At 36.3% G+C, this 26,642-nt stretch carries 20 protein-coding genes; 9 read left to right on the top strand and 11 right to left on the bottom strand.

Translation table 11 applies throughout. The features are described 5' to 3' along the window. Window positions 1–2,261 precede the first annotated feature (2,261 nt). On the bottom strand, window positions 2,262–8,000 hold the full coding sequence (locus tag AWV75_RS17195; protein ID WP_060875532.1) for a DUF11 domain-containing protein: 5,739 nt from the start codon (window positions 7,998–8,000) through the stop codon (window positions 2,262–2,264). A 1,168-nt stretch (window positions 8,001–9,168) separates the two neighbouring features. Here AWV75_RS17195 and AWV75_RS17190 point away from each other — a divergent pair. The 4 genes from AWV75_RS17190 to AWV75_RS17175 all read left to right on the top strand — a co-directional run bounded on the left by AWV75_RS17190 (window position 9,169) and on the right by AWV75_RS17175 (window position 12,091). Beyond that, window positions 9,169–9,930 carry an enoyl-CoA hydratase/isomerase family protein gene (locus AWV75_RS17190; RefSeq protein WP_060875531.1) on the top strand — a complete coding sequence of 254 codons (762 nt, stop codon included), beginning with the start codon at window positions 9,169–9,171 and terminating at the stop codon, window positions 9,928–9,930. 69 nt (window positions 9,931–9,999) lie between these two features. Then, complete coding sequence (locus tag AWV75_RS17185; RefSeq protein WP_060875530.1) at window positions 10,000–10,779, top strand: hypothetical protein; 780 nt, start codon at window positions 10,000–10,002, stop codon at window positions 10,777–10,779. Window positions 10,780–10,861: 82 nt separating this feature from the next. After that, window positions 10,862–11,314, top strand: a complete 453-nt coding sequence (locus AWV75_RS17180) for a 6-pyruvoyl trahydropterin synthase family protein (protein WP_060875529.1) — start codon at window positions 10,862–10,864, stop codon at window positions 11,312–11,314. 6 nt (window positions 11,315–11,320) lie between these two features. After that, on the top strand, window positions 11,321–12,091 hold the full coding sequence (locus AWV75_RS17175) for a UDP-2,3-diacylglucosamine diphosphatase (protein WP_060875528.1): 771 nt from the start codon (window positions 11,321–11,323) through the stop codon (window positions 12,089–12,091). A gap of 124 nt (window positions 12,092–12,215) precedes the next feature. Here the strand turns inward: AWV75_RS17175 and AWV75_RS17170 are convergent, their stop codons facing one another. Both AWV75_RS17170 and AWV75_RS17165 read right to left on the bottom strand, forming a co-directional pair. Beyond that, a complete protein-coding gene (locus tag AWV75_RS17170) occupies window positions 12,216–13,526 on the bottom strand; it encodes an HTTM domain-containing protein (protein ID WP_060875527.1) in 1,311 nt (436 codons plus the stop codon). Beyond that, window positions 13,498–14,451 carry a bifunctional riboflavin kinase/FAD synthetase gene (locus AWV75_RS17165; protein ID WP_060875526.1) on the bottom strand — a complete coding sequence of 318 codons (954 nt, stop codon included), beginning with the start codon at window positions 14,449–14,451 and terminating at the stop codon, window positions 13,498–13,500. Before AWV75_RS17165 ends, AWV75_RS17170 begins: the two co-directional genes overlap by 29 nt. Window positions 14,452–14,594: 143 nt before the next feature. Between AWV75_RS17165 and AWV75_RS17160 the strand changes: the two genes are divergently transcribed. Then, a complete protein-coding gene (locus AWV75_RS17160) occupies window positions 14,595–15,407 on the top strand; it encodes an endonuclease/exonuclease/phosphatase family protein (protein WP_060875525.1) in 813 nt (270 codons plus the stop codon). A 61-nt stretch (window positions 15,408–15,468) separates the two neighbouring features. Here the strand turns inward: AWV75_RS17160 and AWV75_RS17155 are convergent, their stop codons facing one another. The 4 genes from AWV75_RS17155 to rimP form a co-directional block, all read right to left on the bottom strand. Then, window positions 15,469–16,140, bottom strand: coding sequence for a zinc metallopeptidase (locus tag AWV75_RS17155; protein ID WP_060875534.1), 672 nt, complete (start codon window positions 16,138–16,140; stop codon window positions 15,469–15,471). Between the two features lie 129 nt (window positions 16,141–16,269). Then, window positions 16,270–19,263 (bottom strand): translation initiation factor IF-2, encoded by a 2,994-nt coding sequence (gene infB / locus AWV75_RS17150; protein ID WP_060875524.1) that lies wholly within the window; start codon window positions 19,261–19,263, stop codon window positions 16,270–16,272. Between the two features lie 51 nt (window positions 19,264–19,314). Then, window positions 19,315–20,553: a transcription termination factor NusA gene (gene nusA / locus AWV75_RS17145; RefSeq protein ID WP_060875523.1), complete on the bottom strand. Its 1,239-nt coding sequence runs from the start codon at window positions 20,551–20,553 to the stop codon at window positions 19,315–19,317. Between the two features lie 11 nt (window positions 20,554–20,564). Further along, on the bottom strand, window positions 20,565–21,032 hold the full coding sequence (gene rimP / locus AWV75_RS17140; RefSeq protein WP_060875522.1) for a ribosome assembly cofactor RimP: 468 nt from the start codon (window positions 21,030–21,032) through the stop codon (window positions 20,565–20,567). Between the two features lie 179 nt (window positions 21,033–21,211). On the opposite strand from rimP, the gene AWV75_RS17135 reads away from it, so the two are divergent. Then, entirely contained in the window at window positions 21,212–22,039 is an 828-nt protein-coding gene (locus tag AWV75_RS17135; RefSeq protein ID WP_060875521.1) for a universal stress protein, read from the top strand. 273 nt (window positions 22,040–22,312) lie between these two features. On the opposite strand, the gene AWV75_RS17130 is transcribed toward AWV75_RS17135, so the two are convergent. From AWV75_RS17130 to AWV75_RS17115, 4 genes are all read right to left on the bottom strand, one after another. After that, on the bottom strand, window positions 22,313–23,140 hold the full coding sequence (locus AWV75_RS17130; RefSeq protein ID WP_060875520.1) for a mechanosensitive ion channel family protein: 828 nt from the start codon (window positions 23,138–23,140) through the stop codon (window positions 22,313–22,315). Continuing rightward, complete coding sequence (locus tag AWV75_RS17125) at window positions 23,121–23,351, bottom strand: hypothetical protein (RefSeq protein ID WP_060875519.1); 231 nt, start codon at window positions 23,349–23,351, stop codon at window positions 23,121–23,123. The genes AWV75_RS17130 and AWV75_RS17125 overlap by 20 nt, the downstream gene beginning before the upstream one ends. Next, window positions 23,351–23,935, bottom strand: coding sequence for an RNA polymerase sigma factor (locus AWV75_RS17120; protein ID WP_060875518.1), 585 nt, complete (start codon window positions 23,933–23,935; stop codon window positions 23,351–23,353). The genes AWV75_RS17125 and AWV75_RS17120 overlap by 1 nt, the downstream gene beginning before the upstream one ends. A 66-nt stretch (window positions 23,936–24,001) precedes the next feature. Continuing rightward, on the bottom strand, window positions 24,002–24,595 hold the full coding sequence (locus AWV75_RS17115; protein ID WP_060875517.1) for a riboflavin synthase: 594 nt from the start codon (window positions 24,593–24,595) through the stop codon (window positions 24,002–24,004). Between the two features lie 57 nt (window positions 24,596–24,652). Between AWV75_RS17115 and pdxA the strand changes: the two genes are divergently transcribed. Genes pdxA through rpmF form a run of 3 tightly spaced genes read left to right on the top strand, consistent with a single transcriptional unit; the run spans window position 24,653 to window position 26,556 of the window. Further along, complete coding sequence (pdxA, locus tag AWV75_RS17110; RefSeq protein ID WP_060875516.1) at window positions 24,653–25,723, top strand: 4-hydroxythreonine-4-phosphate dehydrogenase PdxA; 1,071 nt, start codon at window positions 24,653–24,655, stop codon at window positions 25,721–25,723. A 50-nt stretch (window positions 25,724–25,773) separates the two neighbouring features. Then, window positions 25,774–26,349 (top strand): YceD family protein, encoded by a 576-nt coding sequence (locus AWV75_RS17105; protein ID WP_197429602.1) that lies wholly within the window; start codon window positions 25,774–25,776, stop codon window positions 26,347–26,349. Between the two features lie 9 nt (window positions 26,350–26,358). Then, the gene (gene rpmF / locus AWV75_RS17100) at window positions 26,359–26,556 is read left to right on the top strand and encodes a 50S ribosomal protein L32 (protein ID WP_002989043.1); all 198 of its coding nucleotides are present in this window, start codon (window positions 26,359–26,361) and stop codon (window positions 26,554–26,556) included. The last annotated feature ends 86 nt before the right edge of the window (window positions 26,557–26,642 follow it).

Here is a 26,642-nt window from a genome sequence, read left to right as displayed (position 1 = left end):
CACCTGCTGGAACAGCCGTCCAATTTGCTGGATCTGTTTCTCCTCCTGCTTTGATGTACGCTTCTGATAAGTAGTATTGTTTGTTGTTGTACACAACAATTGTTGTATTCGTCTCAGCTGCTTCAACTAAATCCTTGATGTTAATCGTTTTGTACGTATTTGTTGCATCATCCCAATATTGGAATACCCAAATTTTCTGACCTGCATTGGCTGGATCGTCAATCTCTCTGTACACTACATTTCCATCTGAATATTGAGAAATATATTGTATGTATTCTTCTACTGTAGTAAAGGTTCTACTTCCTTCTATTGTGTTAATCGTAAGATTGGTTGGTGATTCTAAAATCTCTTGGATGTTGTTGATCACACCACCTACTACATCTACGTGAATTGCACCTGCTGGAACAGCCGTCCAATTTGCTGGATCTGTTTCTCCTCCTGCTTTGATGTACGCCTCAGATAAGTAGTATTGTTTGTTGTTATAAGTAACAATCGTAGTATTGGTTTCAGCAGCTTCTACTAAACCTTGAATGTCGATGGTTTTGTACGTATTTGTTGCTTCATCCCAATATTGGAATACCCAAATTTTCTGACCTGCATTAGCTGGATCGTCGATTTCTCTGTACACTACATTTCCATCTGAATATTGAGAAATGTATTGTAAGTATTCTTCTACTGTGGTAAACGTTTTATCACCTTCCGTTGTAGTAATGGTAATATTCGTTGGTGATTCTAAGATCTCTTGGATGTTGTTGATCACACCACCTACTACATCTATGTGAATCACACCTGCTGGAACAGCCGTCCAATTTGCTGGATCTGTTTCTCCTCCTGCTTTGATGTACGCTTCTGATAAGTAGTATTGTTTGTTGTTGTACACAACAATTGTTGTATTCGTCTCAGCTGCTTCAACTAAATCCTTGATGTTAATCGTTTTGTACGTATTTGTTGCATCATCCCAATATTGGAATACCCAAATTTTCTGACCTGCATTGGCTGGATCGTCAATCTCTCTGTACACTACATTTCCATCTGAATATTGAGAAATATATTGTATGTATTCTTCTACTGTAGTAAAGGTTCTACTTCCTTCTATTGTGTTAATCGTAAGATTGGTTGGTGATTCTAAAATCTCTTGGATGTTGTTGATCACACCACCTACTACATCTACGTGAATTGCACCTGCTGGAACAGCCGTCCAATTTGCTGGATCTGTTTCTCCTCCTGCTTTGATGTACGCNTTGTTGTTATAAGTAACAATCGTAGTATTGGTTTCAGCAGCTTCTACTAAACCTTGAATGTCGATGGTTTTGTACGTATTTGTTGCTTCATCCCAATATTGGAATACCCAAATCGTTTGACCTGCATTGTCTGGATCTGCAATTTGTGTATAGATTACGTTACCATTTGAAAATTGAGTAATGTATTGCAAATACTCCTCTACTGTAGTAAATGTTCTATCCCCTTCAACGGTAGTAATCGTAATATTCGTTGGTGATTCTAAAATCTCTTGGATATTGTTTACTACGATGTCCTTCACTTTAATTGGCATCGCTCCGGGTGCATTATTTGGAATATTCCCAATTGTATTTGCAGCATCTGCCGCTAACCAATCGATAATTGTTTGCTCTGAAAAGTAAATCATTCCGATTACTTTACCATCCGCATTCAATACCTCTTTCATGAACGTTTTCGTTTCAAAACCATTCACCAAATCCTCAAAATTGATTTCTTGAGTTGTATAGGTTTGTGTTATGGCATCATATGTCACCGTATAAAACTTACCTTCTTTATATACTACTGTCGTATGAGTCTCTGGCGTAGCATCATCATTCGATGGATTAGAAGGCAAAATGTAATTAATTACGGTTTGTATGTTTTTTACATCTGCTTCTAAATTGGTAATATTATCGCCTAAATTTTCAATAACTTGATCAAGCTCTGCTTTTCCAACAATTCTATTCCACTTAGCATCTACCCAATAGTAGAATCCTGTAGGGATAAAAGAACTATCAATATTATATACTAATAAACTCTCTGTTTGTGTTCCTTCAATTGGCTTAAATTCATTCAAAGCCGTTAAAGAAACGCGAGGAATTAAAATACCCTTATCTTTAGCTGTTACGTCTAATTGTGTAGATGAAACAGGAGTTGGTATACCAATACCTACCTGAGCATTCGCAAAATATGAAGCTCCTAATACTGCCGCTAATAATGTGATTTTTTTCATAGTGTTATAGTTTTTAATTCTCTAGTATATCTTATTTAATTTTTTGTGTGACGTTCAGGTTTGACTTTACTGAACAATTTTTCAATGTTAAACGAATAGGTAATCTTCTACCGATAACACAGCCATTTCTGTACGTTTGTACATAAACAACACTATATTTTGGACCTAAACCTGCATTTCCAGGTAATTCATCCTGATATTCAGGTAAATGATATGGTAATTTGAAATTATTCAATCCTTCTGTTGGCAATGGTACACCACCTGTTTCTTCGGTATAGACTTCATAAGTAGAACAATTGTCTTCGGCATTAATGGTTAATATACCACCTCGACATAGGTCTAAATATTCCGCTTCGATATCAATTCCAACATCAACTCGAGGAGCTACTGTTACTTCGTATATCCTAGTTAGGTCTCCGAGTACTCCCACAACACTTCCATAAGAAATCTTAACACGATCAAAAGGTTGGTTAATGTCTTTGATGATCATTTTGTACTTATTGCTATACCCTAATCCAAGTAATTTTAGATCTAGAATCTGAGCCCCATTTGTTCCATCAATCTCTTCTCCTACTTTTTGATCTCCTAAATAGCGTTGGATTGTATAGCCTTTAATTAATTCTAAACTCAAAATAGGATTTCCTGGAACCTCAGTCACGATATGTAATTTATCTCCAGGCATCGCTTGTTGTTTAAAGACTACCGTTAAACTTGCAGCATTCAACACAGCAACACCTCTAGCTATCGTAGCATAAGTTTCAAGATTGCCATCCACTGCATTCCATGGGTTAGAAACAGAAGCGGTTGCACTTGCTGCACCTATACCTAAATCTTGCACTCCATGTAATACATCTAGTACTGCTGGATGTACATTATCTGAAACAGGTTCACAGTATTCAGGCGAAAATGCACTTACATTTTTCGTATGATACACATGGAACACTTTAGATATTTGAGCAACACTCAATAAAGATCCTTGAGAAACGCGAACCCCTTTATATGTTTTAGGCCCATTTTTATCAGAAGGCACGAATGTATATTCAATCACATTATCCGCTGCTAATAAATCTAATAAACCACCTTGAACTGATTTTAACGTTCCGATGGTATTACCATCAGCATCTAATCCTACAACTGATAGACCTCCAGCTAGCATCAATCCACTGTATTGTTTTCCAAGCTTAATGGTGACAGGAGTACCTGCAGCCACTTCTTCATCAAAGTAAATATTTTGCCATACGGTACCGATACCTAAAAGTCCAATACCAGTCGTTAACGTAGAATAAGTTGTTGGATCTCCATCAAGGGTATTACTTGTACCACTAACTCCTCCCGTAATAATAGATCCCCAGCTTGATGAACCTGTTGCGTACACTCGCTCTATCGTTGGTGGACATAAACTAGCATCATATACAGTAATCATTACATTCTCAATAGATTCACATTGATTAGCCCCCGGCCCCTGAGCCACTACAGTTAAGACATAAACACCCGGAGCTTCAAATGTGATTGAGGTACCATCAAATTGTTCCGCCCTATGATTATACCATTTTATAGATTCAGTTCCATTTCCTCCAACAACAGAAGCGGTTGGCAAGGTTACTGTTACTGTATTTTGACCTGTTGGTATAGTCACATTAATACGTTGACTCGTTGAAAATTGAATAACTGGCGTAGGAAGTTGAGTCACAACAAAAGGATCTGACACCACTGAAACTTCGGTTCCTTTGGTATAAACAACCGTATAACTACCTGGGTAATTAGTTTTTAGTGTTTTTTCTTTTCCGTAATTCGGATTCGTCGACCCTGCCATTGTCGCATCAATCGCTTCATCACCAAAATACCATTGGTACGTATCTGCCTCAGCAGGACCTTTATTCGAATCTAAAATAAACTCTGTATCAGGACATACGGCATTTGCGTGATCTGAAGTGATAATTGCTTTAGGCAAAGTCGTAACATAAGACACCTTAATAATTGTTCCAGGATTCTTCGTCAAATCTGCTTCCGTTGGATTGGTATTATCAACAGGAGGATAAGAAGGATAACTGATGATAGAACCATTTTCTTTGGTAAAAGCCACGTTCTTAATCTCTAATATTCCTACTAAATCCGACTGAACATCTACACTAAATACAAATTGTCTTTCACTTCCTGGTGTTAAAGTTCCTGTAAAATCAAATAGTACTTTTTCTCCATCATCTGAAAGTCTTCCCCCTACAGCTGATAAGAAAGTAGTTCCTACAGGCAATTTATCTGATACTGTAAATTGACTTATTGTAGTATTCCCCACGTTTTTAACATGGATCGTATATTGTACTACCTCTCCACCTACTACTGTATCAACAGAAGCATCACCATTTACTTGATAAGATTTCCATGATACTAAGTTTTGATTTGATCCTACTGGTCTACAAAGTCTTTCTACTTTGTATATTTCCACAGGAGGGAATACACCAACATTCACGACATTCTTGATCCCAATTGAGATGCGATCATAAGTTCCATTTGGATGGAAAGGAATATCAACCGCTGTAGCAGAGTTTAATAATCCTAAAACTTCTGTTCCTTCTAATAATCCATTATTCCAATCTAAACGATCAACGAATGTGTCACCCTTGTAAGCAATAATTTCGAAGTTTTCTAGCAAGGCAAGTGTTACACCGCCTGTACCTACTTTCATTCGAATATTCGTAATATCATCTGGTTCCGATAGTGAATTAAAATAGATCCATTGTTTCACACCACCTGCAACACTAATTGTACCTAAACTCATTTGTGAGCCATGGGTAGAATTATCATCAATAGCACGTTCAGGGTATGTAACTCCCGCCCCGCCTAAAACATTCACAGATAAATTTAGTCCGTCATATTCGTAAGAAGTAGCAAAAGGAGCTACACAAGTTGCTTGAGCAGTTTCATAACACATCCCATAAACATTCATGCTGTTGGGTTGTGCTAAAAGGCCTAAGGCACTATTTGTTTTATCAATAATACGAACAGATTTATAAGCACTAGTTGGCGTAATCGCTAAATATCTACGTCCTAGTTTATCAACCACCACTCTAATGGTTCCTTCACTTGAAGAAGCGTTAGTCGTTTGTGTTCCTCTATTTAAAACAACAGTTCCCTGTTCATTTTTCACTTGAACTTCAAAATCATGATTTCCAAATACTAATCCATTTAATATTCCAGTGACTAGGTTCCCTAAACTTCCGCTTATTAACTTTTCTAGAGCCGTATTTTCAAAATCTATACGGACATAAGATGTGGTATTGGCAGGTACCGAAGCGGCATATCCCATTTCAACAAATCCTTCAAATTTATTGCCTAATCCCAATAAAAACCCAGCTCCTGATTGCAACGTTGCATAGGAATCAAAGTCACCATCAAATAAGTTTCCGATATCATTGGCGTTACTCGCGTCCAATAATTCAGTTGCACAAACTGGTGCCGTAAAAGGAGAAACCCCACTTGATTCAGGGCAAGTTGTACTCACGCGTTTCACATCATATAAGCGAATAGCAGGTACAACAGATGCATTCACTAAAGACCCAACTTGTACTTCAACACGGTCGAAGGTTTGCGTTGTATCAAAAGTCAACGTTTGAATTCCCCCTGATTTGAATAAGTTTAATAAATTTAGATTATTAATTAAGCCTTGTTGTAACGTGAATACTTCTTTCTGTTGATCACCTAAGAAAGTGACAACTCTATACTTACCTGCTAAATCCAAAGCTAAAAGTCCTGTAGGATTTAACTGTAAGCGCATTTTAATCTGATCTCCTGTTTGAGAAGGTTTTCCAAAGTAAATAGCTTGTCTTACTGTAGCAGCCACAGCCACTGTACCTGTACTTATTTCTGAAAATTCAGAAGAGTTACCGCTAATTGCATAGTATGGATTCGTTACTCCGGCACCATTCAATGTACCTAAACTCAGGCTCAATCCCGTTTGATCATAAGACGTAAACTGCGGTGCAAAACAAAGATCCGTACCAATTTCACGGCACATATTATATACTTTCAACGCGCGAACTGCACCATTTGCAAGACCTGACACGCTATTGGTAATTTTAATACTTGTATACGGTTGATTAGGAGTAACAGCAAGATAGAATCTTCCGATTTTATCTTGAACAACGGTCATTTTTCCTCCTGTAGTGTTGGCAAAACCATTTTGACTTGTTGTATGGGAAACTGAGTTAGATCCATTGTAAGCATCTACCTCAAAATAGTGATTCCCAATTAAGGTTCCCACTACTCCACCGAGTAAATTACCTAGTGTTCCACCTAACAACTTATGGATAATTTCATCTTCCATATCGATGCGGATATACGAAGTCGTATAGGCTGGTACTGCATTTGGATAAGCCATATGAATCATACCTGAGGCATATTCTCCGGCTAATAACGTTCCCGCTTTTGCATATAAAGTTGCATAGGTTTCGTTATTATTATCCAATACATTCGTAGCGAAGTCAACATTTTGGAAATCCACTAAAGAAGTAACACAACTAGCGGTTTCAAAAGGAACTTGAGTAGGAGTTGGAATAGTAAAGTTTGGATTAATACAAGTAGTTCCGTCATAACGTTCTACATCATAAATACGCAAGCCTCCTTTAGCAACACCAATACTGACTGCTGTATTAAGGCGAATTTCAACTTTATCAAAAGCTTTACCTGGCGCAAAGGTCAGTGTAAAAGGAGTATCCCTTTGTAACAAGCCTAAGATATCCACTCCATTAAGCAATCCTCCTTCCAGAGAACGAACATAAACTTCTTTATTCCCTTGATAAGCTCTTACTTCTAATCCAGAGATAACAGGTATTTCTACAGCTCCAGCATTCTTTGCTAATGTAACATTGAAGGTTGCACTAGCTTTAGCACTATTTGGAAAATAAAAATATTGTGAAATACTACTTCCTACATTAACCGCTACAAGATTTCCTCCTTTTAAAACAGAGTAAGTATTTGCATCATTATCAATTGATTGACCGTATTGGTTGGTACCTATATTAGTGAATAATCCACCAAGTAAGTTGATATTTAATCCCACTGCACCAACTCCTGTTGCCAACGGTTTTCCACATGAAGCCTCTCCTGTATAATAAAAAGCTTCATATACATTCATCTCATAATTTTTGGAACCGAGTAAATTCAAAGCACCAGCTTCACTTCTCAATTTAACTCTAATTCCTTGATAAGGAACTTTAGAATTAATTGCTAACAATAAATCTCCTGACTTCGTTTCTACAAAAGTAGTTGTAAGATTCGTATCCGCAATTGGGGAACTATCTTCAGCATTTGCGTATGCTTCGACAAATATCTTATCTCCTATCAACCCCAAGAGACCTCCTAAGACACCCCCCAAATCAAGGCTTGCGCCTCCAGCAGTAACTTTTGAAACTTTGACATAACTCGTTGTTTCAATAGGAATCTTATGATCAAAATTAGTTTGGACCCATGCCTCTCCATTTATGGTGGCTATAACTGCTACAGTTTTAGCTTTTAAGGTTGCATAGGTAGATTCATTTCCATCCTTAATATTTTGAGCACCTATAACTTCCGCATACCTAGTATCTGTTGTAGGTTGATAGCTTCCTCCTCCTAATAGGCTCTCTTTCGCATTTGTGCCTGATTTTACAGTAGTTGCCAAAACCTTCGTTTGTCCATATCCTTGGACCAATGGTACTAAGAGTACCAGAAAAATTAACACCCTCGTCCAGAGGGAGAAAGTAATTTTCTCTTCCATGTGTTGTCTATTAAACATATTATTATCTGATTTTAGTTTGTAAGGTGTATATGTATAGCACAACAACAATGTGCATGATACGCACATGTGTCATAAATAGAAGATCTACTAAAAAATATAAAGAATGGGTTCCAATACAACATGTAATGGAACAAGAAAATATACGGAAATGCTACACTGTGTAAGTACAGCGTAGACATTCCTTTTGCTACTAATACATTTAAATTTACTCAGCCCAAGTCAACTTAAATCTATTTTTTTTATTTATTTTTTTTCGATCAATCCTGCGTAGTTTTTAAGCATCCCACTTAAAATATCTACAGAAATACACTTTCGTTTCTTCTTATAGTTTCTTTTTCTTTTTTTGCTTTTTTTTTCTGGATTTCCTCTTTTTTCACTCAGCCCAAGTAAATTATTAGAAAACCACTGAAATGTTCTTTATTCTTATAAATACTTATATTTTTTACTCCTTTTCTTAGGTTTTCCTTCGTTTTAGTAGTAAAAGGTATAAATATATCTTCATGATTTTATACGTTATTGTATAAAATCTACACAAAAATAAATAATTACATGCAAATAATAAACTATTTATAGAAAATTATTCACAATACATCAACTTAAAAAAATAACATATTCACATTTATTTTTCAAAATAAAAAAGATAATAGCCTTAAAAAAAGTTAATATTAAAACAAAAAAACACCATAACAGTTAATTAACAACTATTAAATGATTTTAAGTTAATTATTTTGAGGAGAGTCAAAAAATCGCGTTTTTCGAAGTGGCGCTAAAAAGACATCATGCAGTATAAAAAGCATCTTTTTGTCCTTGAAATGAGGATAAAATTAAGCGATAAGACCGCTGCCAATATAATGGATTTTACTTGTAAAAAAAATACGCTTAGCACTTATTTTTACACGTGACAGCTATTTTTATAAAAAATCATTGTCTCACTAAAGAAAAGCATTTTTTTCTCTATTTCATGCAATCAATTTACCCGACTCATTTTCACTTAAAATCATACGTTAAATACGTTAAATTCAGCCTGTTTTCACAAATTCTCGTTATGTGAATTTTTTCTTAACTCAATTCCGTTCTTTTACTTCAGTTTGCAAAACTTGTTGGAGGAGTATAAACATTTTATTGCGTTACTAAGATTCCTTACATTTGACAAAAGACTATTATTATGGAACAAAACGCCAATATAAAAACCGCTATAGCGGATAAAATTGCAACTATTACTTTTTATAGCCCCGCAAGTAATTCATTTCCAAGTTCATTACTAGCAGAATTAACTACAGCGATTACCCAATTAAATAGCAACACGGAAGTTACAACTGTCATTTTACAAAGTGAGGGAACAGGAGCTTTTTGTGCAGGCGCATCTTTTGATGAATTATTAGCGATCCAAGACAAAGCTACTGGAAAAAAATTCTTCTCTGGTTTTGCTCATGTCATCAATGCCATACGCAAAAGTCCAAAAATATTCATCGGCCGTATTCACGGAAAAACTGTTGGTGGCGGAGTAGGATTAGCTGCTTCTTGCGATTATTGTTTCGCTACAACACAAGCAGCAATCAAATTATCTGAACTCGCTATTGGTATCGGTCCATTTGTTATTGAACCTGCGGTATCTAGAAAAATTGGAAAAACGGCTTTCACGTCCATGTCATTAACTGCACATGAGTGGAAAACAGCTACTTGGGCACAACAACAGGGTCTATATGATGAAGTATATGATACGATTGAGCGATTAGACCTTGAATTAAACACGTTTGCTCAACGCGTAAGCGCTTATAATCCTGAAGCCTTAACTGAAATGAAACAGATTTTTTGGGAAGGAACTTCAAATTGGGACGAATTACTAACAGAAAGAGCAGAGATTTCAGGTCGTTTAGTATTATCTGATTTCACGATTAATGCATTAAACGCCTTCAAAAATAAATAATAGCACCCGCTGAATAAACACGATTTCACTTGAAATCGTGTTTTTATTTTACCTATCTTTAAAAGAAAAATGAAAATCAAACGATTGTCATTCCTTCTCCAGTTTTACCTGTTAGTAGGTTCTTGTGTACTATTGGCACAACCTAGTCCACAACATGATACTGAAGCATTTAAACAGCTAACGGTTGCCACAGGACTTACAACATTAGGATTCAACCTCGAAGTAGCTACTCCACTATCTGCTCATTTTGTACTCAAAGGAGGCTTCAATACCTACAGCTATAGCACCCAATCTCATCGTTTTAATTTAGATGATCCTTATGGCGCCTTACGCCGAGCTTTTGGACAGAACGTTGCCTATGAGATGAAAGCTAAAATGAATAATATTCACGGCAATCTCGTGGTGGACTACTATCCATTCAAAGGGGGCATACTCTACCTTAGTGGAGGGTTTTATTTCGGAAAAACAAAACTTACGGCAAATGGAATCATCGTTAACCGCGATGGAAGTCCAGCACAATTACAACCACCCTACGATTGGCCTGAACTAGAATTCAATGGCCAAAAATTGGATATTACCAACGGAAAATTAGATGCGGATTTAACACTAGGTAATACCATCAAACCTTATATCGGCGTTGGTTTAGGCCGAGCTGTACCCAAAAGACGCTTGGGAGTAAAATTTGAACTCGGACTTTTATATGCAGGCGATTATGAATTAAAACAAAACGGGGTAGAGCTTAATTCAACGCTAACGAGAGCCAACAACTTTGGAGAAGTAGACACCTACATTCATTGGTTTAAATATTATCCCATGGTTAAACTTCAACTCCAGTATCGCATACTCTAAAATTCACCGCTCAAACCAAAACCTAACCAAAGAAGGGGCAACCCAACTAGATTTTTCACTACCTTTGTCAAAATTTTTGGTTATGTCTAAAATTAGAATTACAAAACAATTTACGTTCGAAACAGGTCATGCATTATATGGATATGACGGTAAATGTCGCAATGTACACGGACACAGCTATAAACTTGCTGTTACAGTAATTGGTACACCTATCACCGATTCCTCTAATGTAAAATTCGGGATGGTAATTGATTTCAGTGATCTAAAGAAAATAGTAAAAGAAGAAATTGTAGATATTTTTGATCATGCTACAGTCTTCAATAAAAATACACCTCACGTTGAATTAGCACAAGAACTGAAAGATCGTGGGCACCACGTAATTTTAGTTGATTATCAACCAACGAGTGAAAATATGGTGATTGATTTTGCAAATAAAATCAAAAATCGTCTACCTGAGAACCTTGCTTTGTATTCTTTGCGTTTACAAGAAACAGATTCATCTTATGCAGAATGGTATCAATCTGATAATCTATAGACTCCTGTGAATTTTACTATTGATACAACAAAAGGGGTTTACTTTGCTTCTGATCAACATTTCGGAGCGCCTACACGTGAAAAAAGCTTACCGCGAGAACAGCTTTTTTTAGCATGGCTCAATGAGAAGGAAGAAGACATGGGGGCACTATTCATCTTGGGCGATCTATTCGACTTCTGGTTTGAATATAAAACGGTTGTACCCAAAGGATTTGTTCGCATACTTGGAAAGCTAGCAACATTAAGAGACAAGGGAATTCCCATCTACTTTTTTGTAGGCAATCACGATTTATGGATGAATGATTACTTCCAAACCGAGTTAGGGATACCTGTTTTTCATGAACCACAAATTTTCACCATCAATGGCAAGCGCTTTTTCATTGGGCATGGTGATGGCTTAGGCCCTGGAGATTTAGGTTACAAACGCATGAAAAAAGTATTTACCAATAGATTTTCTAAATGGTTATTCAATTGGTTACACCCTGATATTGGGGTGCGTTTAGCCCAATACTTATCCGTAAAGAACAAATTAATCTCAGGTGCTGAAGATATGCGTTTCTTAGGAGAAGAGAACGAATGGTTAGTCCTCTATGCCAAGCGCAAATTAGAACAACAACACTATGATTACTTTGTTTTTGGACACCGCCATCTCCCAATGGTCATTGATTTAAATGGTCAATCGAAATACATCAACTTAGGAGATTGGATCAATTACTTTACGTATGGTCATTTTGACGGTGAATTTCACTTAGAAAAATATAAAAAGCCCTCTGAATAGAAGGCTTTTTTGTTATATGTAAAGTTGTAATTTTCGAAGTGTAAAGTTGTGAGATGTATCTATCAAAGGAAAACTTCTATCATTTAGAAATTTCCTCCTTTCTCATCTCCATTCTCTATTCTCTTTAAAAAGGTTTATCCAAAATCCATTCACTATGCCCAAAGTAATTCCAAGGCACGCTCGCTAAATCAACATTCTCATCGATATAACGGCTATACTCCCGTCCGTTAACGGAAACCCAACTATCTGCATAAACTGCAACGTCAACTCCTTTAGCTGCATATTCCTTTTTGATGTATTGTGCCATTTGCCAAATCATATCAGACGTATTCAATCTCGCTTCTTGTTTTGAGCTTAAAACCCCTTCGGTATTATAAAAACTACGTGCTTTCGTCTTCTTGTCTTCAACAATAAAGGTAGTATATCCCCCTCTAGAACGCAGCATCATGCGCCAGCTTAAACGATGTGCCTCATCTGTCCATAAGATATCCCCTTCAATAAAATGCTGTCTTAAAGGCAAAGCAAATTGAATAAACATAAACACAGCCAAAAACCCTAATACAGGTTTGCTCAACTGAGGCGTAGTAAAATTTTCCTTTTGCTCTAAAACAGGCTTCTTTTTCAAGAAGATACGTCGAATCTGATCCGATGGATAAAAGAACAACGCAAACGTCAGCGCGAAATAAGGAAAAATTCCAATATGTAGAGTGGCAGAATTAAACAAGTGAAAAATCAAAGAAGCGATTAAAGCCAAGGTACGTGTGCGTTTCCACAATAAAGCTGGAACGATGAGTCCATCAAATAGAATTCCCAAGTAGGCAATAATCAAATAGAATTCTTTTTGTGTAAATATTGTTTTGAAAAAATCGGGAATATTAGCCGATTGATACATAATTTCAGTAAAGGTTCCATCCAACCAATCTGGATAGAACTTCGCAATTGTGCCGTACACATACAATACGCTCACTTGAAAGATAAAAATCCAATTAAAATAAAGCGGCATGGCAAGTTCTTCCTTGACACGATTGGCTTTTACATCTAACGATTTATACGAGGCAGCAGGTAAGAAACACATATAAACACAAATAATCATCAAGAGATAATAATGATTATTATACGATGTTTTTTGTAAAAAATAGGTTCCTGCCCAAAGGATGGTTAGCAAAGGCATAGACCATTTATAGCGATAACCTAGCATTACAGCTAAGGAGACAAGTCCCATCACAAAAAAGTATACATACATTTGCGGTCCTACTAAGACTTGCAAAAAATCCATATAAATATGGGAGAAAGTAAACTTTACGTCTACCATATTGGATTTTACCCACCCTGTAGCAATGGCGCCAAAAGATTCACAGGCAAATAAAAATCCGAAAAAAATTCTAAATATAATTAAAGGGGCATTATCAACGGGTTGTAGTGCTTTTTTCCACATAGCGGTCAAAATAAGCTCTAGTCGCTAGTTCATCTTGCTTTAGACAAGCGATAAGCTCTTCGAGCGAGTTAAATTTTTGTTCATCTCTAATGCGATCCAAGATACGAACTTTTAACGTTTTATTATACAAATCTCCCGACCAATCTAGAAAGTTTACTTCTATTGTATGTGGATGATTCACAAAGGTTGGATTGATCCCGATGCTCATCATACCTTTTACTCGTTCCCCATCTATATCAGACTCCACCACATAGATTCCATTTTGTGGAATCATTTTATAAGATTCTGAAATTTCAAAATTAGCCGTTGGAAAGCCCAAGGTACGGCCTAATTTCTTACCGTGAATTACCTGACCTGAAAAATGATAAGTATGACCGAGAAATTCATTTGCTAGCGCTATATTTCCCTCTTCTAATGCTGTTCTAATCTTTGTGGAACTAATCGAAACATGGTCGATTTCCTGTGCCGAAATCTCCTCTACTTCAAATCCATAAAACGCACCAAAGCGTTTTAAATCGTGAATATCTGCGGTTCTATTTTTTCCAAAACGGTGATCATATCCAATAATAATCTTGGAAATATTAAAGGTATCAACCAATACTTGTTTGACAAATTCTTCCGCTGTAAGATTTGCAAAATCCAAGTCGAATTTTTGCACCACAAGATTATCTAAACCTAAATTTGCCAATAGTTCTTGTTTTTCTTCTAGCGTATTGAGTAAGCGAATACCGTGATCCTGCTTCAATACCATACGCGGATGTGGAAAGAAGGTTAGCACCAAACTCTCAGCATCCAATTCTTTGGCAGCATCTACTAGTTTCTTAATAATCATCTGATGTCCAATATGAACACCATCAAAGGTTCCTAGTGTTGCAACAACTTTTTTGTCGGTTTTAAATTCGCCAATGGAAGAAAATATTTTCACGATGATAACTTTAGTCTTTTAAGGGGATTTTACTTAGTTTTGCCCCGTTTTTCTAAATAAAAATTCAAGCAGTAAAAATACTTCATTTTTTACAAATCACATGAATTATTACACAATAATACGCCTAATCTAAAGTAATTAACATGCCTCGTTTATTTAAAATCACCTTGGTTTTCCTTTTGGTGCTTGCCCCACTTCTGTTATTCTCCCAAGTTAAAATCATGACGTGGAACCTAAAAAATATCGGAAGTAGTAAAACAGAAGACAACATCAGCTATATTGCTCAAATTATGAAACAGGCTGATGTAGTTGCAATCCAGGAAGTCGTAACAAATCCCAGTGGTGCACAAACCATTTTAGCTCTACAGGAAGAGCTCAATAGAAAAAGTGGTGCGAAATGGGATTATGTACTCAGTGATCCTACTGTAAGTTCTCCTTATCGATCAGAACGCTACGCCTATTTGTGGAAAACAAAACAGCTTAAGCTGCAAAAAAAAGCTTTTTTAGAGCCAACCTATCAAATGGAAATTGAACGCGAACCTTATATGGCTACCTTTCAACATAAAGATTTCCAATTCACCTTAGTCAGCCTACATGCGCTACCTAAAAAACACCAGCCCGAACAGGAAATCAAATACTTGAAATTCTTACCTGCTCTTTATGAGAATAAAAATCTTATTTTCTTAGGGGATTTCAATACCCCAGAATCGAATTCTGTTTTTAACCCGCTCAAAAAACAGGGATATACTCCTGCGTTTACCAATCAGAAAACATCTTTGCGTCAAAAATGCATTAAGGGAGACTGCCTAGCTAGTGAATATGACAATATTTTTCTACAGCAAGAACTTTTTACTGTCAAAGCGGCTAAAGCTATTTTATTTTTTGAAGATTTTGAAACAATAAAAGAAGCAAATAAGATTTCTGATCATATTCCATTACTGATTGAGATTGAATAAAAAAAGGATTTCAATGATTGAAATCCTTTTCTAAACAATTAAAATATAATAAAAACATCTATTACCTTCTATTCATGTAAATCATTACATAATATAGTAATGTACCTAAAGAGGATAGTGCAGCTACTACATACGTTCTCGCTGCCCATTTTAATGCATCTTTAGAACCTACTAATTCCTGAGGAGTCACAATATGCTGTGCCTCTAACCATTTCAATGCACGATTACTCGCGTCGTATTCAACTGGTAGCGTCACAAAAGAAAATATTGTAGTCAAAGCGAAAAGCACGATTCCCAATAACAATAATTGAGGAAACGTCTTCAGCATTAACACCCCACCGATTAATACAAACGGCATAAAGCGAGACGACACTTCTAAAATGGGAACCATTCTCGAGCGCATCGTTAGCCAAGAGTAAGCCTGCGCATGTTGAACAGCGTGTCCTACTTCGTGGGCTGCTACAGCTGCCGCTGCCGCATTGCGTTGATTGTATACGGCTTCACTTAGATTAACCGTTTTATCCACTGGATTATAGTGATCAGTTAATCTACCAGGTGTAGAAATTACGCGTACATCGCGAATACCGTGGTCAAAAAGCATTTTTTGTGCAATTTCAGCACCACTCATCCCATTCTGTAAATGAACCTCAGAATACTTCTTAAATTTAGCTTGTAAACGATTACCTACCCACCAACTGGCAAGCATCATAGCAATCATAAAAACCCATATCATCATAGATATAACAATTAATGTTCCTAATTACTATAGCAAATGACGCGCCAAATAAAAAAACAGTCATTTTGTCATAAAAAAAGAGAGACTCTTGCGAATCTCTCTTTTATATTTTGATTAGAAATCAGCTTATTTAAGCTTTTTCTTAACTTCCACTTCTTGGAATGCTTCAATCGTATCGTATTCCTTGATATCGTTGTAGTTTTTAATTTGAATACCACAATCATATCCTTTAGATACTTCTTTAACATCGTCTTTGAAACGTTTAAGCGCAGTAAGTTCTCCAGTATAGATTACTACACCTTCGCGGATTAAGCGGATCTTAGAGTTACGGAAAATTTTACCATCAATAACCATACATCCTGCAATTGTACCCACTTTAGAAATTTTGAATAACTCTCTAATTTCAGCAGTACCTGTTACTTCTTCTTTCAACTCTGGAGATAACATACCTTCCATTGCGTCTTTTAAGTCGTCAATTGCATCATAGATAATAGAGTAATTTCTGATATCGATTTCCTCTTTATCTGCTAATACTTTAGCCGAAGCCATTGGACGAACGTTGAATCCGATGATAATTGCATCCGATGCAGAAGCTAACAATACGTCAGATTCTGTAATGGCACCCACTCCTTTGTGAATGATATTGATTTGAATTTCTTCTGTTGACAATTTCGAGAATGAATCCGAAAGTGCTTCAACAGATCCGTCCACGTCTCCTTTTAAGATAATGTTCAATTCTTTGAAATCTCCTAAAGCAATACGACGTCCAATCTCAGCAAGTGTGATGTGTCTTTGTGCACGAACAGATTGCTCACGTAATAATTGTGTACGTTTTGCAGCAATTTGTTTCGCTTCTTTTTCTTCTTCGAATACGTTGAATTTATCTCCAGCTCCTGGTGCACCGTCTAATCCCAATACAGAAATTGGTCTTGATGGTCCAGCTACTTGTACTGCATTTCCACGCTCATCGTGCATTGCACGAACTTTACCGTGGTTACATCCTGCTAATAGGTAATCTCCTACTCTCAATGTACCTGCTTGTACTAATACTGTAGACACATATCCACGTCCTTTATCTAAGTATGCTTCTACAACAGTACCTGATGCTAATTTGTCTGGGTTTGCTTTTAATTCAAGCATTTCTGCCTCAAGTAAAACTTTCTCCAACAATTCTTTCATTCCGATACCTTGTTTCGCAGAAATATCTTGTGATTGGTATGTACCTCCCCATTCTTCTACCAATAAATTCATAGAAGCTAATTTCTCTTTAATCTTCTCTGGATTTGCCGTTGGCTTATCCACTTTATTGATTGCAAAAATAATAGGTACTCCAGCAGCTTGTGCGTGACTAATCGCCTCTTTTGTTTGTGGCATGATGTCATCATCCGCTGCAATTACGATAATTACAATATCGGTAACTTGAGCTCCACGTGCACGCATTGCGGTAAACGCCTCGTGACCTGGTGTATCTAAGAAGGTAATTTGTTGACCATTCTCTAACGTTACTCCGTACGCTCCAATGTGTTGCGTAATACCTCCTGACTCCCCTGCAATTACGTTCGCTTTACGTACATAATCCAGTAAAGATGTTTTACCGTGATCCACGTGTCCCATTACAGTCACGATTGGTGCACGAGGTTTTAAATCTTCTGGTCTATCTGGAGTTTCTTCAATTGCTTCTTCTAAGTCCGCTGTTGTAAAATCAACTTCATAGCCAAACTCATCTGCAACAATTGTTAACGTTTCAGCATCTAAACGCTGGTTCATGGTAACCATGATTCCCAAAGACATACAAGTTCCAATTACTTTTGTAATAGGCACATCCATCATCGTAGCAACTTCACCTACAGTAACGAATTCTGTTACTTTTAGTACTTTGTTTCCTGCTTCTAATGCTCTTTGTTCCTCATCAGATTTTTTACGGTGAACATCACGTTTATCACGACGGTATTTCGCTGCTTTCGATCTGTTTCCTTTACCTTGTAAACGCTCAAGCGTTTCTTTAATTTGGTTTTTAACTTCTTCTTCCGTTGGCTCAGCTTTTACAACAGGAGCATTTCTACGGTTGTTGTTGTTATTTTTATTGAACTTACCATTGTTTCCACCTGGTTTATTCGCATTATTTCCACCTGGGCGGTTGTTATTCCCTCCGGGTCTATTTGCGTTTCCACCTGGTTTATTGGCAGTTCCACCTGCGTTATTTTGGTTTGCACCAGCGCCTTCTGCATTGGCAGGTTTTGCAATACGTTTTCTTTTATTTCGCCCAGCAGCGTTGCCTTTCTTGTCGTCTTTCTTCTCCTCCTTCTTCTTTTTAGGCTTGTCAAACTGAGACAAATCGATCGTTTGCCCTGTAAAAGTAGTCCCAGAAAGTTTTTGATAATTCGTTTTGATGATTTCATCACCTAACTTCGCTTCAACTTTATCGTCTTCAACTACTTTAGTTTCTTCGTTTGCTATTTTAGCAGACTCCTTATGTTGCTTTTCTTCCACAGGTTTGTCTTTTACTTTTGATTCTTTATTCGCTACTTTCTTCGCTTCAACTTTTTTTGTCGTATTTTTTGCTGAATCAGTTTTTGAATCGACATCAACCTTAGCAACAGGAGTAGCTTCAACTTTCTCCTCTACTTTTTCTTGTGCAACGCTTTCTTTCGCAACTGGTTCTACACTCTTTACAGGCTCAGCTTTCTTTTCTTCTTTCTCAACCACTTTTTCAGATACAGCTGAAGAAGATTCTAAAGTTTTTTTAGGTTCAAGATCAATTTGACCCACAGTTTTGATCGCAACTTGCTCCTCTGCTTTGGCTCTAATAATTTCTTGTTCTTTCTTGATACGAGCTTGTTCTTCTTGTTTTCTCTTTTCTTCTAATTCGCGTTCACGCTCAATTTTAAGCGCTTCCTTTTCTTTTCTTTTCTCTTCACTCACTTCAATAGAAGCTTCCTTCTTCCCTCTATCAGCAGAAAACTGTTTATTCAGAACGTTAAATTCTTCTTGGGAAATCTTTGCATTTGGTGTTGCATCGATTTCATACCCTTTGCCTTTCAAAAAGTCCACGGCTCTATCTAGAGAAATATTTAATTCCCTTAAAACTTTATTTATTCTTATTGCTCTTTCTTCAGACATATTATCTTTTTAGTGTATTATTTGTGTTGTGTTGTTAATAGAAGTGCTGGTTTAATCTTCAAACTCTTCCTTAAGAATACGAAGAACCTCTTGAATGGTTTCTTCTTCTAAGTCTGTACGTTTGATTAATTCCTCTACACTTAAATTCAACACGCTCTTTGCTGTATCTAATCCAATCTTAGCAAACTCTTCAATTACCCACATGTCGATTTCGTCGCTGAATTCTCTTAATTCAACATCATCATCTTCTGGGTTTAATTCGCGCATTACATCGATATCAAATCCTGTTAACATTCCAGCTAACTTAATGTTTTGCCCTCCTTTTCCAATTGCTCTAGAAACTTCTTCCGTATCTAAATATACGTTTGCTTTTTTGGTTTCTTCATCAAATACAACCTTATTTACTTTTGCAGGCGCTAATGCACGTTTAATAAACAAGTCTGTATTGGTTGTGTAATGAATAACGTCGATATTTTCGTTTCCAAGTTCTCTAACGATTCCATGGATACGCGACCCTTTCATTCCAACACAAGCTCCTACAGGATCAATTCTATCATCTGATCCTTCCACTGCAATCTTTGCTTTTTCACCTGGAATTCGAACAACCTTTTTAACCTGGATTTTGTCTTCTCCAATTTCAGGAATTTCTTGTTCTAACAAACGCTCTAGGAATCGATTCGATGTTCTAGACATGATAATTTGAGGTTTTGCTCCTTTCAATTCAACAGCCTCAATAATTCCTTTTACTGTATCTCCTTTTCTGAAAAAGTCAGAAGGAATTTGTTTTTCTTTTGGCAAAACAATTTCATTTCCTTCATCATCCATCAAAATTACAACTTTTGGTCGAATATGATGTACTTCTGCAGCGTAAATCTCTCCGATTACCTCTTTAAACTGCTTATATAGCGTAGCATTGTCATGCTCTGTTACTTTTGAATTCAAATATTGACGTAAAGCTAACACCGCTCTTCTTCCAATATCCTCCAACTTCACCTCTTCCGAAACTTCTTCCCCTACTTCAAAGTCCGACTCAATCTTTCTAGCTTCACTTAATGAAATCTCATATTTATCATCTTCAACCTCACCATCGTTTACCACGACTCTACTTCTAAAAACCTGGAAATCTCCTTTATCAGGGTTAATAATGATATCGAAATTATCGTCATCACCATATTTCTTTTTCAATGCATTTCGGAATACATCTTCTAAGATGGCCATTAACGTAACTCTATCAATGTATTTTAACTCTTGAAATTCTGAGAACGATTCTACTAAACCACTATTCTCCATCTGATATTTTTTTAAAATGAAATTATTATACTAGCTTCTTTTATATTTTCGAATGGTATAACAGCTTCTTTTTCAACTGTAACCTTTCCTTTTCCAACAGCTTTGGCTTCACGTGCTTTCCACTGTAATACGATCGATGCTTCTCCGACTTCCGCGATTGTTGCTTCGTATTTCTCTTGATTTAAAGTAACTAACTTCACTTTTCGACCAATATTCTTCTTATACTGACGCAACAATTTCAACGGTGATGTTGCACCCGCAGAGGCAACTTCTAGAGCGAAATCATGTTCTTCTCTATCTAAGTTGTGCTCTATGGCTCTACTTACATCAATACAGTCTTGCAAATTAACCCCGTTATCTCCATCTAAGGTCACTAAGATCTTATTATCTGGAGAAATTGTCATTTCAATCAAAAACAACTCTTGCTTCTCAGCTAAAGCTGCATCCAACAACTCTTGTACTTTGTTTTTAAATGTCATATGCTATAAAAAGAGGGGACTATTATGTCCCCTCATTATTTAACTTCTTTAATAAATAACGGTGCAAATATACTATTTTTTTTGTACTAATAAAAACTTTTGTGTATTGATAATTATATGCTTAAATTTAGAACACTAAAAAAACATGTTAAACACTTAATCCACTTTTACACTTAATTATGAAAAAAATACTAATACCAACGGATTTTTCACAACAGGCACATAACGCAATTAAAGCAGGTGTAAATTTTGCGAAAAAACACAACGCTGAAATCATTTTACTACACATCCTCGATTTACCACAAGAAGCAAGTGATGGTATTAGTAAAGGAACACCAGCTCCAGAAGTGATGTTCTTCAAAAACGCTGCGGAACAAAAACTACAACAAATTGCTCTTAATCCTTTATTCGAAGGATTAACCGTTTCTACGAGTTTAATTTTAGACCGCACTTCTCAAGGCGTTACAAAATCAGCCATTCACAATGAAGTAGATTTAATCGTTATGGGATCTCACGGAGCAAGTGGAATGAAAGAATATTTTGTTGGATCAAATACACAAAAAGTAGTTCGCACCTCTCCAGTTCCTGTTTTTGTAGTAAAAGGAGAATTTGAAGACAACTGCATCAAAGACATCGTTTTTGCTTCTGATTTCACAAGTGAAATGAAAGATTCTTTCAAAAGCACATTAGCCTTAAACAAAATAGTGGGTGCTAACTTACATTTATTAATGGTTAACACACCAAACAGCTTCAAAGCAACACATGTAGCAGAAGAAACTCTTGAATCATTCTTAGAAGATATTACAGACAAAGAATTTGATTTAAGCATCTACAATGATATCAACGTAGAAAAAGGGATTTTAAATTACTGCCAAAAAATTGACGCTGATTTAATCGCGATTGCTACGCATGGTCGTACAGGACTAGCTCATTTCTTCAACGGAAGTATCAGCGAGGATTTAGTAAACCATTCACCAATCTCAGTATTGACATTCAAAATTGACTAGTTGGAGAAGGGGAGAAGGGAGATGAGTAAAAATATTCAATAAAAAAGGGCAATCTTAAATGCAAGATTGCCCTTTTTTGGTACTCAATGAATATATCTTACCTAGTTCATATTGGTTTTGGTGTTCAATGAATCTACGCTTCGCTCCCATTTATCTCACCTAGTTTATATTGCCTTTGGTGTTCGATGAATCTACACTACGTTCCGATTTTCGCTTCGCTACGATTTCCCTTCTCCAATTTCCCTTCTCCCATCTCCCAAAAAAGGCATTTTTTTATTTTAATATTTCAATATGACTTTCTGAAACCGTCTTAATTGGAATGTAATTCTTTTTCCCATCCACTAGTAAACACAAATAAATATTATCAATAGAAATCACATAGCCTTTTAAACCATTGATACCGATATATTGTCCAACTTCTAAATTTTTTCTCGCATAGAAAGAGTACAATAGTTTTGTTACAACATCCTTTGCACCCAATCCTAATGATAGTGCAACAGTCAATAAGATAGCCCCTATAATAATAGAGATATTACTTGTAATAATAGACGTATCGATTCCCATTTGATTCAATGTCGTAATCACGACGAAAATCAAAATCAAGTAGAACAGAATATTTCCGATCATTCGTGCACCAACGAAATCTACCGCTTTCAGCACTTCTACAATTACCTTCTTAATCCAAGAAGCGAAGTACAATCCACCAATAAAAATCAGCAAAGCCACGAACAGCTTTGGCACAAACATCATCAGATTACCAATTTCGCGCGAAACAATAGCTAAGCCGAAAAGCTCTGCTCCGATCAACACCATTAAAAACACAAGGAAAACCTTGACAAAGAAGAGCAGAATAGCATCAACTTTTACTCTAATCTTGATTTTGCTCAAAAACTCATTGTCATCTAATCCTTCTTGTATTCGGTCTAAACGAATCAGTTTAAACATCTTTTTAAGGACATAGGAAAAAAGCTTGAGCATGAGCCAACAAAGCAGCACATAACCTGCAATGAGCAGAAAACCAAAAACACCTTTAACAAGTGAATTCATCACATCGTTAATCATCTCACTTGGATATTCAAAACTATATAATTTCTCCATCATGATCTTCTTTTTTAATTCTTTCTATTATTTTCTTTTCTTTCTCTTTATCAACATCTCCTATAAATGATTCAACCACTTTGGGCACTTGAACCGTATAAAGTTCGGACACGTCTAAAGAAAGTTTAATAAAATTCAAATTGTCAATCACCCGATCTTTCAGATAGTCCGGCAATTTCTCGTCTTGCAGTATTTTCTTAAAAGGATTCTCCATTATGACAACGAATTATATAATTCTACAATCTTCTTTTTAGCCCTGTGTAATCTCATTTTAACAGCACTTTCTCCTAGTTCAAGTAGTTGTGCTATTTCTCGTATCGACTTATCATCTTGATACTTCATTAATAAAACGATTTTATCCTCAGGATCAATTAAGCTCAGTGCTTCTTGAAGTTTTTCAACTGTTAATGAAAAAATCTCTTCATCGGTCACTTCCTCGTCTGCAGTAGAAACATACATTGCTTCTTCCTGTAATTCCACATTATCTCTTTGCCGCTTTAAAATAGACTTCGAATAATTAACGCAATGATTATACGTAAATGAATAAAGCCAAGTTGAAAATTTCGACTCCCCCCTAAATGACTTTAAATTAAGGTATAATTTCACGAAAACATCTTGCGTCAAATCCTCTGCAGCATCCCGGGACTCAGCGAATCCCAAACATTTTTGATAGACTTTCTGTCCATACCGGTCATAAAGAATACCAAATAAACTTGTATTTCCATTGTGAATGATGAATTGCACCAACTCCTCATCCGTCATCGAAACAAAGTTTTGACTTTGCACATCCATTTTCATATAACTGTTTTACAATTCAAATGTAATAGATAGGAACAAATACATCGAATTTTTAACAAAAAGTCCTTAAATACTCCTAATGTGCAGTAATTTCTCCACATACTTTCCGATAACATCAAATTCCAAGTTAACCTCTTGTCCTATTTCATAATGTTTGAAAATAGTATGCTCTTTTGTATACGGAATAATGGCAACACTGAATGTATTAATTCCAGAATCCACCACAGTCAAGCTCGTTCCATCAATGGTAATTGACCCTTTAGAAATGGTCGTATGCTTTACGCTTTTGTCAAACTCAAATCCGTAATAAGTACTCCCATTGGCATCTTCAATAGACACACAACGTCCAACAGTATCTACGTGTCCTTGCACAATATGCCCATCTAAGCGTGCATTCGCCAACATTCCGCGTTCAACATTAATTTCTTGTCCGATTTTCCACTGTCCGATTGTAGTAACATCAATGGTTTCTTTAATAGCCGTCACAGTAAAGGTTTCGTTTTCAATCGCCACAACTGTTAAACATATTCCATTGTGTAAAACACTCTGATCAATCTTCAGTTCATCAGCAAATGAACACGACACAGTTAGGTGTATATTTTCTTTTTCTCGTGCAATATTTTTAACGATTGCAATTTCTTCAACAATTCCTGTAAACATTACTCCATTTATTTTATTAAATTTGTTTTCAAAATTACTAATAATTTATACGAAACTATGAGCCATAAAGAAGAAAATGTTAGGGTAGGTATATCAATAGGCGATTTAAACGGTATTGGACCCGAAGTTATCCTTAAATGTTTCGAAGACAACAGAATGCTTGAGCTCTGTACGCCCGTTATTTTCGGTAGTTCAAAGCCCTTATCTTATATTAAAAAGAACATCAATAGCAATGTGAATTTTCAAGGCATTGATAGTTTAGATCAAGTTATCACAGGTAAGCTTAATGTATTAAACCTATGGAAAGAGAACGTTAACATCAACTTTGGTGAGAACGATCCGATTGTAGGCGGTTACGCCATCAAATCATTTGTTGCAGCTACAGAAGCATTAAAAAATGATGAAATTGATATTTTAATCACTGCACCGATTAACAAATACAACACCCAATCGGAAGAATTCAAACACCCAGGGCACACGAATTACCTAAACGAACAGTTAGAAGGTAATGCCTTGATGCTTTTGGTTAGCGACGATTTAAAAGTGGGATTATTAACCGATCACCTTCCTTTAAAAGACGTTGCACAGGCGATTACACCACAGCGCATCGAAGAAAAAGTAAAAACAATTCGCGAGGCACTGATGAACGATTTCAATATCTTCAATCCACGTATTGCTGTTTTAGGACTTAATCCGCATGCAGGAGACGAAGGCGTTATTGGAACGGAAGAGCAAGAAATCATCAAACCAACGATAACTAAACTAGCAGAAGAAGGCATACTCGTATCAGGTCCATTTCCAGCAGATGGCTTTTTTGGATCACAACTTTACAACAGCTTTGACGCAGTCATTGCGTGTTATCACGACCAGGGCTTAGCACCTTTCAAAGCGCTTTCCTTCAGCAAAGGGGTAAATTATACCGCAGGTCTAACTAAAATTAGAACTTCGCCTGATCATGGAACCGCTTATGATATAGCAGGTAAAAACCTAGCTGACCCTACTTCTTTTCGCGAGGCCTTGTACTTAGCCCTTGATGTTTTCAGAAACCGAAGCCGAAACATTGAAGCTAAGAGCAACCCACTCATGCCCCAAGAAAAAGAAAATAATACAAAAAAATTTGATAATTAGCTTGTAATAATAATAATTTTTTATCTTTGCACGCTCAAATCATGTATTTGATGAATACTGAAAAAACATATTCGATATCCTTCATAGGATTGAAAAATGGAGAACATACTTTTGAATATCAAATAGATAGTGATTTTTTTAAAAATTACGACTATGATGATTTCAACCGTATAGAAGCAAATATTAGCGTTCTTTTAAATAAAAAAGCTACCCTTTTAGAGGTAAACTTTAAGGCAAAAGGAGTTGTAAACGTTCCTTGTGATGTCACAAATGAAGATTTTGATCTTCCTATTGAGAATGAATTCAATCTAGTTGTAAAATTTGGAGAAGAATTCAATGACGATCACGATGAAATACTCATCCTCCCAATGAATGAATACGAGATTAAGCTCTCCCAATACATCTACGAACTAGTTGTGTTATCCATTCCTGTCAAACGAGTGAGCCCAGAAGCAGCAGAAAACGAAGACTTCGATGAAGAAGAATTTGATTTTTTATTTGGAGACGACGAATACGAAGACAATGAAATGGAAGAATCACAAGAAGAAGAAACGACAAGTGATTCAGACAAGGCAGATATAGACCCTAGATGGGAAAAATTAAAAAAACTATTAACGGATAAATAATATAGTAAAATGGCACATCCTAAGAGAAAGACCTCGAAAACAAGAAGAGATAAAAGAAGAACACACTACAAAGCTGTAGCTCCAACTATCGCTACTTGTCCTGTTACTGGTGAAGCTCACTTATTCCACAGAGCTTACTGGCACGAAGGAAAACTTTACTACAGAGGACAAGTTGTAATAGACAAAACAACAGCAGTAGAAGCATAAGCTTTTCAAAAACACAATAAACTCTCACAATGTGTGAGAGTTTTTTTTTGCCGAAATTTACCAAGAGAGCGAGTTTTAAGACTTAA

The sequence above is a fragment of the Myroides odoratus genome (assembly GCF_001549985.1).
GTDB classification, from domain to species: domain Bacteria; phylum Bacteroidota; class Bacteroidia; order Flavobacteriales; family Flavobacteriaceae; genus Flavobacterium; species Flavobacterium odoratum_A.
This window is presented reverse-complemented; position numbering and strand designations above follow the sequence as displayed.

What these genes read in the sequence shown, in the direction of transcription:
- AWV75_RS17180 (WP_060875529.1), top strand. Translation starts at nt 10,862, where the DNA reads ATGTCTAAAATTAGAATTACAAAACAATTTACGTTCGAAACAGGTCAT.
- AWV75_RS17155 (WP_060875534.1), bottom strand. Translation starts at nt 16,140, where the DNA reads ATGATATGGGTTTTTATGATTGCTATGATGCTTGCCAGTTGGTGGGTA.
- rimP (WP_060875522.1), bottom strand. Translation starts at nt 21,032, where the DNA reads ATGACATTTAAAAACAAAGTACAAGAGTTGTTGGATGCAGCTTTAGCT.
- AWV75_RS17185 (WP_060875530.1), top strand. Translation starts at nt 10,000, where the DNA reads ATGAAAATCAAACGATTGTCATTCCTTCTCCAGTTTTACCTGTTAGTA.
- AWV75_RS17125 (WP_060875519.1), bottom strand. Translation starts at nt 23,351, where the DNA reads ATGGAGAATCCTTTTAAGAAAATACTGCAAGACGAGAAATTGCCGGAC.
- AWV75_RS17195 (WP_060875532.1), bottom strand. Translation starts at nt 8,000, where the DNA reads ATGTTTAATAGACAACACATGGAAGAGAAAATTACTTTCTCCCTCTGG.
- AWV75_RS17130 (WP_060875520.1), bottom strand. Translation starts at nt 23,140, where the DNA reads ATGATGGAGAAATTATATAGTTTTGAATATCCAAGTGAGATGATTAAC.
- infB (WP_060875524.1), bottom strand. Translation starts at nt 19,263, where the DNA reads ATGTCTGAAGAAAGAGCAATAAGAATAAATAAAGTTTTAAGGGAATTA.
- pdxA (WP_060875516.1), top strand. Translation starts at nt 24,653, where the DNA reads ATGAGCCATAAAGAAGAAAATGTTAGGGTAGGTATATCAATAGGCGAT.
- AWV75_RS17160 (WP_060875525.1), top strand. Translation starts at nt 14,595, where the DNA reads ATGCCTCGTTTATTTAAAATCACCTTGGTTTTCCTTTTGGTGCTTGCC.
- rpmF (WP_002989043.1), top strand. Translation starts at nt 26,359, where the DNA reads ATGGCACATCCTAAGAGAAAGACCTCGAAAACAAGAAGAGATAAAAGA.
- AWV75_RS17115 (WP_060875517.1), bottom strand. Translation starts at nt 24,595, where the DNA reads ATGTTTACAGGAATTGTTGAAGAAATTGCAATCGTTAAAAATATTGCA.
- AWV75_RS17135 (WP_060875521.1), top strand. Translation starts at nt 21,212, where the DNA reads ATGAAAAAAATACTAATACCAACGGATTTTTCACAACAGGCACATAAC.
- AWV75_RS17190 (WP_060875531.1), top strand. Translation starts at nt 9,169, where the DNA reads ATGGAACAAAACGCCAATATAAAAACCGCTATAGCGGATAAAATTGCA.
- AWV75_RS17170 (WP_060875527.1), bottom strand. Translation starts at nt 13,526, where the DNA reads ATGTGGAAAAAAGCACTACAACCCGTTGATAATGCCCCTTTAATTATA.
- AWV75_RS17120 (WP_060875518.1), bottom strand. Translation starts at nt 23,935, where the DNA reads ATGAAAATGGATGTGCAAAGTCAAAACTTTGTTTCGATGACGGATGAG.
- AWV75_RS17105 (WP_197429602.1), top strand. Translation starts at nt 25,774, where the DNA reads ATGAATACTGAAAAAACATATTCGATATCCTTCATAGGATTGAAAAAT.
- nusA (WP_060875523.1), bottom strand. Translation starts at nt 20,553, where the DNA reads ATGGAGAATAGTGGTTTAGTAGAATCGTTCTCAGAATTTCAAGAGTTA.